Below are 12,995 nucleotides of genomic sequence, written 5' to 3'. Positions count from 1 at the left end.
GCATAACTTCCTAAAAAACACTTGGTATTTTTTCTATTCAAAAGAAATATGAAAAAACTATAAATATTCCCTATTTTATTGTTTTGAATTTATATTTATTAGATAATTTAATGGTAAATAAATATGGACTGTAATCATGGAGAAAGCTATGGCATTAAGAACAGTAAAGATAAAACCGGGCAATATATATTAGAACGGGATGATGAAAGAAATGGAGAATATGGTAAATAATTTCGGACTGTGAGGTGAGAGCGTGAAAAAAAGGCTGATCATTGTTATAGATCTTATAATAATGATGTTGATACTCTTCTTCATAATTCAATATGCCAATACCAAAATGCGTGAGAGAAACGAGAGCGTTATTGCTGCTTTTGAGAAAATGACGGTTACAGCTGAGCAGATCATCACGAATTACCTAGAGGATGAGCAGCACCTTTGCGATATTTGGGCAAATTATATTAATCGCTGCGCGCAGGCGGGGGAACCCATGACGATGGATGAGGCAATTGCTTTTATAAGAAAGGCCAAGCTTTATCCTACTATTTATGGGCATCTTATACTTCCGGACGATCCTGCAAAAAGCGGCATCTCTACTCATGCTGCGTCCAAGGATCCTGACGATTATTCTGTTTCATACCGCAAAATCAACCTCTTTGACAAGATTGATAAGATAAGCAGAGAGGATGGTGTAGTAAGACTTACAAGAGCATACACCAATCCTCAAAACGGAGTGCAGTCAATTGCATTTATGAATTATGTAATTATCCTCGATGAAACCACAGGTGAGACGAAAGAGGCGCTTTTGATGCGTGTCGAACCGGTAAGTGTTCTTGAGGATAAATTCGTCTTTTTGAAAGGTGAGTATGAAAATGTGGAGATTTCCCTCATAAATAAAGATGGAGATTATCTGGTTCACGGCAGATCACTGAAAAATTCCAATTTTTTTGAATTCTATAAATCCTATAACAAAGCAGATATTGCAGACTATAACAATATGATAGACAAGGTCACAACACAGTCCGGAACAATGAGGGTGATGAACTCAAAAGGAGAGGAATGTGTAATATCTTATACTCCTTTGACTTCAATGAATACGTGGTTTTTACTGTCATATATTCCTGCTGTGGAGCTTGAGGCCGCCAATTCGGTAGTGGACTGGCTTCTTTTGGGAATGGTGACTATGGGGCTTATGATACTCCTTGGCTTTAATTATCTGGTGCTTAAGCTTTACAACAAAAAACTGGCGGAGGCTGCTGAAGCTGCCAATCAGGCAAATGAGGCAAAGTCGCACTTTTTGTCTACCATGTCACATGATATCCGTACTCCCATGAATGCAATTCTGGGATTGAACGAGATGGTACTCAGAAACAGCCGCGAGGAGGAAATCGTGGCATATTCGGAGAGTATCAGGACTGCGGGGAAAACTCTTCTTGGCATAATCAATGACATTCTTGATTTTTCCAAGATAGAAGCAGGAAAGATGGACATCATAACTGTCGATTATAATTTTGTCTCTATGCTGAATGACCTTGTGAACATGGTTCAGGGGAAGGCAGACGACAAAGGACTTGCGTTTATTCTGGATGTCGACAGGAACATTCCAATGGTATTGCACGGAGATGAAATCCGCATCAAGCAGATAATCACTAATATCCTTTCAAATGCAGTTAAATATACGAAAGAGGGATCTGTCACCTTCAAAGTCGGATATGAAAAAATAGAGGAAGCTTCTGATTCCATAAAGCTCATCATCTCCATAAGTGATACCGGTATAGGTATAAAGCCGGAGGATATGAAGCGCCTGTTTACTGCATTTGAACGCATTGAAGAAAATAAAAACCGCAATATTGAAGGTACCGGCCTTGGAATGAGTATTGCTCAGAGCTTTCTTGCCATGATGGGAAGCCATATGGAGGTAGAGAGCGAATATGGGAAGGGCTCTAGATTTTCCTTTGAGCTTGTGCAGGGGGTTAAGGACTATACTCCTATAGGCAATTATGAGGAGACCTTCAAACGCGGCGTTCTTGAAAGAAAGAAATATCACGAGAGCTTTACTGCTCCAAAAGCAAGGGTTCTTGTGGTTGATGATACACCAGTCAATCTTTCTGTTTTCAAAAACTTATTAAAACGTACCAGGGTTCAGATTGATGCAGCCGGTAGTGGAGATGAAGGAATATCACTTTTTAGAGAAAAATCGTATGATGTCATTTTCCTTGATCATATGATGCCTGATAAGGACGGAATTGAGACGCTTAAGGAGATGAAGGAGATAGCTGATACTCCAAATGCGAAGACACCTGTAATATGTCTTACTGCCAACGCTATATCAGGTATGCGCGAAATGTATATAAAAGAAGGCTTTGATGATTATATTACAAAGCCTATCGATCCGGACAGCCTTGAAGCGATGCTTGTTGAATATCTTCCGGAGGATAAGATAAACACAGCTTCTGAGGAAGGGGCAGAGGAGGATCATCATATTCCGGCATTCATATGGGGGCTTGAAGAGATTGATGTGAATACTGGCCTGATATACTGCGGTGGCAGTGAAACGTATATGTTTACGCTAAATGCCTATCTTGAGGCTGCCAAAAAGAATGCTGATGAAATAGAAAATTACTGGAAAGCAGGCGATATAAAGAATACTACGGTAAAAGTCCATGCGCTAAAGAGCACTTCACGAATGATAGGAGCTATGGAACTTGGCGATTTTGCGCAAAGACTAGAGCTGGCAGGAGATGCCGAAGACAGGGATACTCTTGAAAAAGAAATTGGCGATCTTCTTAAAATGTACCGAAAGCTCGCAAAGGATCTTGAACCCTTAGCTGATGAATATGATGACAAGTTAAAGGAGGATAAACCACTTATATCCCGACATGATATGAAGAAGGCCTATGAGGACCTTGCAAGGTTCTGCGATTCGTTTGATTTTGACAGTGTAATTAATACACTGAAGACTCTTGAAGGATACAGTTTTCCGGAGAATGAAAAGTCACGGTTTGAAGCTTTGAAAAATGCGGTAGATAATTTTGATTATGACAAGATTCCACAAATCCTTAAGGAGATGGAAGGATGATGAAGGAGGAAGCATGAATATCAAAACTAAGAGATCGTTAAAAAAGTTATTGGCATCATTAGCTGTAATTTCGGTGACATTTGGCCTTTTTGCATGCCAGCCAAAGAAAGATAATGATGCGGAATTTAAGCCCGGACTCCCCACAGATACCTCGTGTCAGATCAAGGTTGTTGGGAGCTACTCCAATTTTGAATCACTTGAGAGCGAATTTGAGAGGTTCTACGAATACTATCCAAATGCAAGTCTCAATTATGTATACCTCGATGATTACGATAACACCATCACAAGCGCCCTGATGAGTGATGAAGCTCCGGACATTTATGTCACGGCATCATGGATGCTGGATGAAGATAGAATGAAACCTGTTTTCGAAAATGCGGAGATCCTTTCTGATCCTAAGCTAAATATCGACTTTGACTGCATCAGAAAAGGAGCACGCTGGAGCCTTGAAAACGGTGATGTTAACATGCTTCCAATTTTCACAAGGTCCTATGGAATGCTTGTGAATATGGATATTTTTGAAAAGAATGGTATTAGTATTCCCGGCAATTACAAGGAACTTGTTGATACCTGCGATAAGCTAAAGGCGGCCGGCTACGATACACCTATTATGGGAGCGAACGGTACTACTGTGGCAGGAATGTATTATGCATTTTCATTTCCGCTTTTTTGCAACAATGTTTTAAAGAATCCGGATTCGGTAGGCCCTCTTAATTCTATGGATAATTCTGCCGGCGAAATGATGCGTCCTTCACTTGAAAAGCTAAAGAATTTTGTTGACTTGGGATATTTGAATCCTGAGCTTTGCTCAAAGGAAATAGAGGACGATTATAACGCTGTCATCATGCGCTTTTTCGAGGGCGATGTGCCGATGATGCTTGGAAGTGGTGATATGGTTTCAGGCACGCAAAAACGTGAGAGTAAGTCGGAAGCATTTTTGGCTAATCCGTTTAAATACAAATTCTATGTGGTACCTCTTGGCGATGATGGCGGATATTTCCTAGATTCGGTCAATCTGTTCTTTAGCGTAAATAAAAACAGTAAGAATCTGGATATGACCAACGAGTTCATCAGATTCCTCACCAGGGAAAAAGAACTCGGCAATATGGCTGTAATTAAAAGACTAATCACACCTACAAACGATTTTTCTTTGGATGAGGTTTATGCATCTCTCGAGGGTTTTCCTGAGGACAAGGCCTTTAATTATCAGGAAACAGGATTGAACGATGCTGTTAATAAAGAGTTCAGGGCAGCCGCATACAAGGTTGCAAACGGTACTATGACTGTAGATGAGGCGATAAGTGCATATGGAAGCCTGTGGGATGACTAAAGCATCTTTAGAGTTGTTATGACAAACCCACAATTTGCCCTGCAGTTCGTGGAATAATGAAACACCCACAGAAAGGATACTAGATGGAAGAGCGCGTAGTAGTTGTAGATGATGATGCTATCATATTAAGGAGTGCGAACACGGTCCTTTCGGAAGCCGGATTTAAGGTTACATGTCTGAAAAGCGGCAGGCTTTTACTTGATTACGTCACCAAAAATCCAATAGATATGCTGCTTTTGGACATCAAAATGCCGGAGCTTGACGGTTTTGAGACCATGAGACTCCTTAGGGAATGGGAAATTGAGAATGGGGTAAAGGAGATCCCGGTGATTTTCTTTACCGCAAATGATGACTGTGCAGCTGAGACGGCGGGACTGTCTTTAGGAGCTATGGATTTTATAAGAAAACCCTTTGCTGCGGAGGTTCTGACTCTGCGTGTAAGGCATCTACTGGATCTTATAAGGCTACAGCGTGATCTTCATGCGGAAGTCGAGCGTAAGACAAAAGAGATAGAAGGAATGTCTCTGCATGTTGTACAGACCCTGGCAGATGCAATCGATGCAAAGGACGCATATACAAAGGGCCATTCCGGAAGAGTGGCGGAGTATTCAAGAGAGATAGCAAAAAGAGCCGGATATACCTTTGAAAGGCAGGAAGAAATATACATGATGGGGCTTCTCCACGACGTAGGGAAAATAGGTGTTCCCGATGCTGTGATAAATAAACCCGGAAAGCTTACTGATGAAGAATTTGAGAAAATAAAAACACATCCCGGAAGGGGAGCCAAGATATTACAAAACATTGAGGAGATGCCAAAGCTTTTTATCGGAGCAAGGTGGCACCATGAGCGTTATGACGGCAGAGGTTACCCGGATGGTCTTGCGGGTGATGAAATCCCTGAAGAGGCAAGGATCATCGCTGTTGCAGATGCCTATGATGCCATGACCAGTAATAGGAGCTACAGGGGACTTATCCCGCAGGAAGTGGTCAAAACTGAGCTTGAGAAAGGCTCAGGAACCCAGTTTGACCCACAGTTTGCTGCGATAATGCTTGAAATAGTAAATGAAGATGTCGATTATACACTGCATGAACAGTAAACAGCACATATAATAAGACAAATCATCTATGCATGAATTTTTGCTTATGCTTATACATGTTCTTGTCAGCCTGCTCAAATACGCTGCTGACTGAAGAGTGCCTGTCTCCGCGTGCATAACCCACTGCAATGGTGACTGCGCCTTTAACCCGGTTTTCATGATTTTTGGCGTCCAATACATTTACCAGATAATCTATTTTCCGGTAATCGTCACCTTGAGTTATGGCAACAAACTCATCGCCGCCAATCCTGAATACCGGGCTATGGGCGAAGGTTTCGCATATGATCTTGCAACCATTCTTAATGTATTCATCACCGGTTTTGTGACCGAATGTATCATTCACGTATTTCAGATTGTTCAGATCAAACATAACGATGGCATATTCTGTAACTGTGCCTGCATCCAGCTGTTTCTTTAAGGCTGCTTCGGCTGCGGAATATGCATGCTTGTTTTTTATACCTGTGAGCGCATCTGTTGCAGCAAGATTTTCAGCATCAGCAAGCGCTTCTGTATATGCTTCTTCTTTTCTGACCTGATTATCTATATTGATTAATCCGACGATCAGTTTTGGATCATCATTTTCTTTGGACATTACTGCTCTTAATTCGAAGAAGGTAGGCTTACCATTTAAAAGGAGTCTGTAGTTATGAGAAAAGATATTTCAAGTGCACGATCAAAATTATTTAGAAGATATTCGTCCTTTTTTTCATAAATGATATTCTTTTGCATGCAGTCACCTATAGACAGGAACCTTATAACAGATTAGAGAAGCAAAAAATTACAGATATAGTATAACAAATAAGTGATTGTTTTTGTACTAAAAAACATTTTTTGGAGCTTTGCTGTTATTTTTGAAGAAAAAGCAGGAATCTGTGATTGCCTATGCATGTGAAATAACATAAAATTAGAAAGATGCCAATTATGATAATATAGGACTGATTTGAGGAATCTAAAGCAATAGGTCCCGTCTTAGGTCGATGGTTAGGAAATCAGATATGGATAGACAGCTTGTAGCAAGGATCAGACAATTTCCGAGTGATATTATGGAAATTCAGGGATCAATTACGGATATACTGCAAAAGATATCAGGATGGAGCAAGGATGGCGATGATATGCAGCTAAGGCTATTAATGCCAAGACTTCAGTTCTTAAACGCAAGAATAGATGCGCTTAAGGGCGACATGAACGAGGCTATACAGCAGCTTGGCGAGACAGACAATATGTCAAAGCAGGTGGTTGAACAGCAGATATTGTCAATAGAAAGCATGGCATTGCAGCTTTCCGGAATCACGGACACAATAAGCACATCGCTTAAGGTGCTTGCGGAATCAGACAAGCAGTTGCTTATGGCTGATATAATGAAAAGGTGCAGAGAGCTCGAGAATGCAGCTAAGGAGTTATAGATATGAAAAAAGAGTCATTACAGGGGAATCTTAAGAAGAATATTTCAAAGCTTACGGTAGGGGCAGTAATTTTCGTTATTACCTTAATATTAAAGTTATTGGTTTCTGCCGGCAGAGATACGCTTATCGTCTATGCGGGAATCAGACTTTTCAGCACTGTTTCAATGCTTACAACGCTTCTGATAATACTTGGAACGGCAGTGTTCCTGATATTTTTGGTGATGACCTGCATCTCATATTTTTCGCTGAAAAAAGAAGAAGCCATTGAGGAAGCCGATTCAAATAAAGGACCTGTCCTCAAAGTAAAGGGCAGCCTTGATCCGGTTCAGATCAGAAACAGCCTGATGACTGAAGGTGATAAGTGGATTTTTGCAGTTTCACAGATAAATCAGGGTGAAGCATCAGAGCTTAGTGCGGCAATTGCAGGCGTTAAGGAGACGATGGCTTTGATGGATGATTATCAGCTTCGCCTTAAGAACCTTCTTGACAGTAATGGTGCAGATGCACTTAGAGATACTGAGGAAATTCTTGATAAGGTTGAGCAGCATATCTGCAGAAATGTCAGAAAGCTGCTTAACATCATGACAGTTTCAACTCCAAACAATCAGAATGATATGGATGTGGTTGAACTTGCTGCGAAGAATTGCGCGCAGGATAACAATAGTCTTTTACAGACAACAAAGGAGTTTATTGTCTCAGTTACTGAGTTCCTTAATTCACAGGGCGACAGCGGCAGTGGCATAAGCGAGGTTGAAGTCTATAAAAAAGCACTAACTTCTCAAATGGAAGAGGGAGGAATATATTAATGAGGAAAAAGTTATTATCAACAATTTTAGCTGCAGCCATGGTGGCATCAACACTTTCAGGTTGCAGCAGCGTAAGAAATGACGCTTCGATCAGCGCCCTTTCAGAAGAAGAGGCCAAGAAAGAACTGCAATCTTTGATGACAAAGGTGGATGTCCAAACAAATGACAATCCTATTCTGGATATTTATTCAGAGGAGGTTTCTGAGGCTGACACTCTTGCAGATATCGATACATTTCCCATCACGGTTCAGGGAAGCGGACAGATCAATCTCGAGATAGCAGCACCTTCAGAGTTTTCCGGAAGTACTCCGGACAACTGGCTTAATGAGGTTGCAGAGAAGTTCAATAAATCTGGCGCAACGGCTGACGGAAGAAGCGTATCAGTAACCGTCCGCAAGATTTCATCAGGAGAAGTTGTAACATACATGGCAAACGGCGGATACAAGCCTGACATCTATGTTCCTTCTAACGAAGCTCTCGGAAAAATGGTAGAGGCAAACGGGTTTAAACCCGAGAAGCTTACAGACAGACTTGCCGGAAATACTGCAGGAATTCTTATGCAGAAGGACATCTATGACAAGTTTTCCGAGGCGCACGGTGATGTAACAGTTAAGGGTGTTCTTGAGGCAGCTAATGCAGGTGAGCTTAAGTTTGCATACACAAACCCTTACACATCAGCGACGGGGCTTAATATCCTTTCATCCATGCTTTATGCATTTGATGAATCAAACCCGTTATCGGATAATGCAACAAATGCACTTTTAGACTACCAGAAGACTTCACCACCGGTTGCTTATACCACAGGTGTTCTTAGAAACCAGGCGGCAAAGGGCATCATCAATGCAATGATAATGGAGAAGCAGGCATATGTTAATACTCCTGAGCTTAAGAAGTATGTTTACACACCGGTTGGACTTCGCCATGACCATCCTGCTTATTTCTTTGATTGGAACTCTGATGCAGGCTATAGGGAAGGTGCGCAGCAGTTCGTGGATTTCTGCTTATCAGGTGACATGCAGAAACTCGCGACAGACAAGGGCTTCAACCAGGATGATGACTATGTTTCTCAGGATACAGGAATGACAGGTGCTGACTACATTGCAGCTCAGAAGGTTTGGAAGCAGAATAAGAATGGCGGTAAGCCTATCGTTGCTGTTTTCGTGGCAGATGTATCGGGATCTATGGATGGCGAGCCGCTCAATTCCCTTAAGTCTTCACTTATCAGCTCATCAACTTATATCAGTTCAGATCACTATATCGGACTTGTAAGTTACTCAAGCGGAGTTACTGTTAATCTTCCCATCGCACAGTTCGATCCTACACAGAGAGCATACTTCTCAGGTGAAGTTAAGAACCTCTCAGCAGGCGGCGGAACTTCGACATATGACGCTGTACTCACCGGTATGCAGATGCTTGAAGATTATGCCGAAAATGTTCCGGATGCAAAGCTGATGCTTTTTGTTCTTACAGACGGTGAGCAGAATTCAGGGTATTCACTTGATCGTATCACAGGTGTTGTGGGCGGACTTAAGATTCCGGTCTACACAATCGCTTACAACTTCAACGAAGTGGGAGATCTTGAAAAACTGTCCAATATCAATGAAGCAGCACAGATAAAGGCAAACAGTGATGATGTTGTTAACCAGCTTAGAAATCTGTTTAATGTAAATCTATAAAAAAGTATGAGCTATATTGAAGTCAGTAACTTAAAGAAAGATTTCATAGTAAAAAAGAAACATGAGAAAGGAAAGCTTTTAAGGGAAAAGGAAATCGTGCAAGCCCTTAAAGGCGTTTCTTTTTCTGTTGATAAAGGAGAACTTGTTGGTTATATCGGCCCTAACGGCGCCGGCAAGTAGTTTTTAGTAATAAGATTTATAAGATTAAATAAGAGTAATAAGATTTATAAAGGAAAAAGTTTGGGAGTAGTTTTTAATGAGAAATAATTCATCCGGAGATGGCAGAGGATTTTATGTATTTATATGGTTTATGGTAGTTATAATAGCCTTCTCCAATATTATATTCGATGGCATAGATATGCTATGGAAAGAGAGTGTTGTCGAAGGCATTATCGGCCTGTTGGTCATGTTAGCCCTGGCAGTCAAATTTTGTGCTACTGCATTGAAAATGATGGGGCCGTCTTTGGGAATCAGGAAAAAGAAAAAGCCTAAAAAGAAGAAATATGGAGTTCTTCCGCACTTTGAAAATGAAATGATCGAAGAGAAGGTAATGTCGATCATTGAAGCTTCAAAGTTTTCGCCCTACGAGACAAGAGATGGGAAAATACTGAAAAGCATATCAGTCAGTGAGGATCAGAAGTGGATTTGTATCCTCGGAGGCTATCTGCCGCTTGACCTGATTTGCGGATATGATGCCAGGAAAAATGAGCTTCTTGCAATAGACGGAGCGACTGTGAAGCTCCCTTTTAAAGTGGGATCGACGCGGATGGACAGGGATCTTGATGCATTTTTCAAGGATAGGGGCATATATTACACGAGCCTGCCGAAAATCGCGGATGACAGCTATTTCGATGTGAGGCGCACATATGGCCTGAACATTGACAGAGAGGACTTCGGAAAGCTTCGTTATCAGTGGGAGAAGGCCATAGCTAACGAGAAAAATGACTTTTGGATTACAGACGATAACGGCAATGTCTGCAGACAGGACATGGAGAGCGGGATAAATGCGTTGGCCCATGAGGTGGTGCTTTCTGATAGCAGCATTCAGGAGATTGCTGAGAGTGTGAAAAGTGGCAGAGTTTCGCTTTCCCGTTATCTTGAATTTAATGATTACCAAAACGAATTCAGCGTTTGTAACGGGATTGAGATTTTGAAGGAGCTTGGATATCCGGAGAATGCGCAGGGGATAGATTTTCTTTTCATGTGCCTCAGGGATGTGGATGAAGCTTATTTCACCTATGCTATAGAGCTTCTCAAGAAGTATCCAAGAGACCTTGTGATAGGGAAAATCGAGGAAAATGCGCGTAACGCCTATGAGAGTGAGGACGTTGTGAGCCTTGCAGGAGTTATGTACCTGGCGAAGGATTTTGAATACACTATAGAGTACGTTGTGGAGCTGAAAAAGCAGAAAGCTCAAGAGAATTCCGACCAGGTAGGAGATGCGAATGCAATTCCGGAATTTGAGTTTGACGAGGCTCAGGCCTTTGGCAGTGAAGAAGTGAAGGAGTTTGAATGGGGCGTGCTGGTTCCTTTTAGCAGCCCTGGGGGCTCCGGAGGACAGAGTTAGTGGCTTGCTACCTGAATGTCTTGTCATGAGTTTGGTATAGCTGAGGTCGATCAGGTAGCAAATGCTTATCATCTCTCAAAAGGTAAAAAATTTACCTTCAAAAATAGTCTTTTTTTACGCGGAAAATGCGTTTTATATAAGTTAAAAGCAGCCCTTTATCACATGGATATAGGGCTGCTTTTTATCGTGCATTTTTATACTAGATTTTATCTAAGATTCTATTTTCTTTATTCATACTGGCCGTTTGAATCAGAATAGATAGAAGAGATATGGCCTTTCTTAAGAACTGTGATGTAGTTTACACCTGATGTGAAGGTATGGCCATTTACTGTCTTGTAAGCCTGAACATATACATAATATGTCTTGTTCTTTTTGAACTTCTTCTTACCATACTTGCTGACTGTTACAGAGCCTTTGTTTGCCTTTACGCTCTTAACCTTCTTATAGCCGGAATGAGCTTTATTAGATACAAATACATTGTAGCCTGTAACGCCATCCATCTTCTTCCATGAAACCTTGAGCTTGGAACCACTGACCTTAGCATTAACTACAGAATCTGTATTACCCTTTGAGGGCTGTGTAAAGAAGAATCCTGTGGGGCTCCAGTCACCATAGTATTTAACACCATTGATGGTTGAGTAAGCACGAACCTGTGCTTTATAAACAACATAGTTTTTGATTTTCTCTGAGAAACTTGCGGATGGTGTTACTCCTGAATCAATTGTCTTGCCCTTGTGTGTCTGGAACAAGTATTCGTAACCGTCAGCAGCAGTCTGGATATTCCAACCAATATCAACGGTTTCGATGTAACGGTACCAACGAAGCTGGTTAAGACCTGTTACCTGACCAGGAGTGGTTTTAATAGTAATAGAGCCAACACTATGAGTGTATGCTACATTCTGACCTTTATAATTTTTACCGGCTTCATCATAATATACTTTTACTTCATATTCTGTTCCAGGCTTAAGTCCGTTAAATGTATAGCTTGTTGCGCCTACCGGAAGTTTAATCTGTTTTGCCTTTGCGTTATTACTAGCTGTCTCATAATCTTCTGAATAACCAAGATATAAAGATGTAATCTGGCAGTTCCTTAAAGGTGTAACTTTATCCCATGAAATAGTTACTGAATTCTGTGTCTGAGCTGTCTGCCTTACACCATATGCCTTAGCAGAGCTTGCATTAAGCCCGAACACAAGTAAAAATGCAGCCACGTATAATACTAAACGTGACAAGGTTTTGAGTTGTTTGTTCATTCCCCTTTTTCCTCCAAAAATAGCGTAGAAAACTTAAAAAAATGTTTTCCCATTTATAGTACGCTATTTATTTAAGCTTATAAGAAAGCTATAGTCAAGGGGAAATTAATAGAAATTTTATAATATTAATAGGTAGCAAATTCTTGATATAATGTAATAGAAGAAGCAGGTTTAGTCACGCAAATGTAGGAGGTATACAATGATTCTATTTGTAAATGCCTGTGTAAAGAAGAATTCAAGAACCAAAAGAATTGCTGATAAGCTTATAGAAAAGCTTGGTAAAAAAGCATCTGAAGAAAATAAGATAGAAGAAATTCTGGAAGTAAAGCTTGAGGATGTCTCTTTTCCTAAAACAGATGAGAAATTCCTGGCATACAGAGACGATTGCATTGCAAAGCGCGACTTCTCAGATGAGTATTTCAGCCTTGCAAAGAACTTTGCAAAGGCAGATACAATTGTGATAGCAGCTCCTTACTATGACTTATCATTCCCGGCTATGCTTAAACAGTATATAGAGCACATCAATGTTATGGGCATAACCTTTGAATATACAGAAGAAGGATATCCCAAGGCTCTTTGTAATGCTAATAAGCTTTATTATGTTACAACAGCAGGAGGAGGCTTTGTTCCTGAAGAGTTTGGATATGGATACATCAAGGCTCTTGCCCGGAATTTCTATGGCATTTCGGACTGTGAGAAGATTCAGGCAGTTGGACTTGATGTAGCAGGGGCCGATATCGAGGGCATTGTTAACGAGTGTATAGATAAAATATCAGGTTAATGTCAC

The 12,995-nt window shown here is 40.9% G+C and carries 11 protein-coding genes; 9 read left to right on the top strand and 2 right to left on the bottom strand.

Annotated features, from left to right (window positions below; genetic code table 11):
* Positions 1-253 precede the first annotated feature (253 nt).
* The 3 genes from ACHCNF_RS16310 (at position 254) to ACHCNF_RS16300 (ending at position 5,503) form a co-directional block, all read left to right on the top strand.
* Positions 254-3,076 carry an ATP-binding protein gene (locus ACHCNF_RS16310; protein WP_408072516.1) on the top strand — a complete coding sequence of 941 codons (2,823 nt, stop codon included), beginning with the start codon at positions 254-256 and terminating at the stop codon, positions 3,074-3,076.
* A 13-nt stretch (positions 3,077-3,089) separates the two neighbouring features.
* The gene (locus tag ACHCNF_RS16305; protein ID WP_408072515.1) at positions 3,090-4,406 is read left to right on the top strand and encodes an ABC transporter substrate-binding protein; all 1,317 of its coding nucleotides are present in this window, start codon (positions 3,090-3,092) and stop codon (positions 4,404-4,406) included.
* Positions 4,407-4,489: 83 nt separating this feature from the next.
* A complete protein-coding gene (locus ACHCNF_RS16300) occupies positions 4,490-5,503 on the top strand; it encodes an HD-GYP domain-containing protein (RefSeq protein ID WP_408072514.1) in 1,014 nt (337 codons plus the stop codon).
* Between the two features lie 22 nt (positions 5,504-5,525).
* Here the strand turns inward: ACHCNF_RS16300 and ACHCNF_RS16295 are convergent, their stop codons facing one another.
* Positions 5,526-6,095, bottom strand: coding sequence for a GGDEF domain-containing protein (locus ACHCNF_RS16295; protein WP_408072513.1), 570 nt, complete (start codon positions 6,093-6,095; stop codon positions 5,526-5,528).
* 403 nt (positions 6,096-6,498) lie between these two features.
* Here ACHCNF_RS16295 and ACHCNF_RS16290 point away from each other — a divergent pair, with 403 nt between their 5' ends.
* The 5 genes from ACHCNF_RS16290 (at position 6,499) to ACHCNF_RS16270 (ending at position 10,955) form a co-directional block, all read left to right on the top strand.
* A complete protein-coding gene (locus tag ACHCNF_RS16290; protein WP_408072511.1) occupies positions 6,499-6,906 on the top strand; it encodes a hypothetical protein in 408 nt (135 codons plus the stop codon).
* Positions 6,907-6,908: 2 nt separating this feature from the next.
* Entirely contained in the window at positions 6,909-7,712 is an 804-nt protein-coding gene (locus ACHCNF_RS16285) for a hypothetical protein (protein WP_408072510.1), read from the top strand.
* Positions 7,712-9,388: a substrate-binding and vWA domain-containing protein gene (locus tag ACHCNF_RS16280; protein WP_408072509.1), complete on the top strand. Its 1,677-nt coding sequence runs from the start codon at positions 7,712-7,714 to the stop codon at positions 9,386-9,388. The genes ACHCNF_RS16285 and ACHCNF_RS16280 overlap by 1 nt, the downstream gene beginning before the upstream one ends.
* A gap of 6 nt (positions 9,389-9,394) precedes the next feature.
* Positions 9,395-9,568 (top strand): hypothetical protein, encoded by a 174-nt coding sequence (locus ACHCNF_RS16275; protein ID WP_408072508.1) that lies wholly within the window; start codon positions 9,395-9,397, stop codon positions 9,566-9,568.
* A 76-nt stretch (positions 9,569-9,644) separates the two neighbouring features.
* The gene (locus tag ACHCNF_RS16270) at positions 9,645-10,955 is read left to right on the top strand and encodes a hypothetical protein (RefSeq protein WP_408072507.1); all 1,311 of its coding nucleotides are present in this window, start codon (positions 9,645-9,647) and stop codon (positions 10,953-10,955) included.
* 227 nt (positions 10,956-11,182) lie between these two features.
* Here the strand turns inward: ACHCNF_RS16270 and ACHCNF_RS16265 are convergent, their stop codons facing one another.
* Positions 11,183-12,208 (bottom strand): fibronectin type III domain-containing protein, encoded by a 1,026-nt coding sequence (locus ACHCNF_RS16265; RefSeq protein ID WP_408072506.1) that lies wholly within the window; start codon positions 12,206-12,208, stop codon positions 11,183-11,185.
* 199 nt (positions 12,209-12,407) lie between these two features.
* On the opposite strand from ACHCNF_RS16265, the gene ACHCNF_RS16260 reads away from it, so the two are divergent.
* A complete protein-coding gene (locus ACHCNF_RS16260) occupies positions 12,408-12,989 on the top strand; it encodes an NAD(P)H-dependent oxidoreductase (protein ID WP_408072505.1) in 582 nt (193 codons plus the stop codon).
* The last annotated feature ends 6 nt before the right edge of the window (positions 12,990-12,995 follow it).

The organism is Butyrivibrio sp. NATIVEDY162 (assembly GCF_045999815.1).
In the GTDB taxonomy this organism is placed as follows: Bacteria; Bacillota; Clostridia; order Lachnospirales; family Lachnospiraceae; genus Butyrivibrio.
This window is presented reverse-complemented; position numbering and strand designations above follow the sequence as displayed.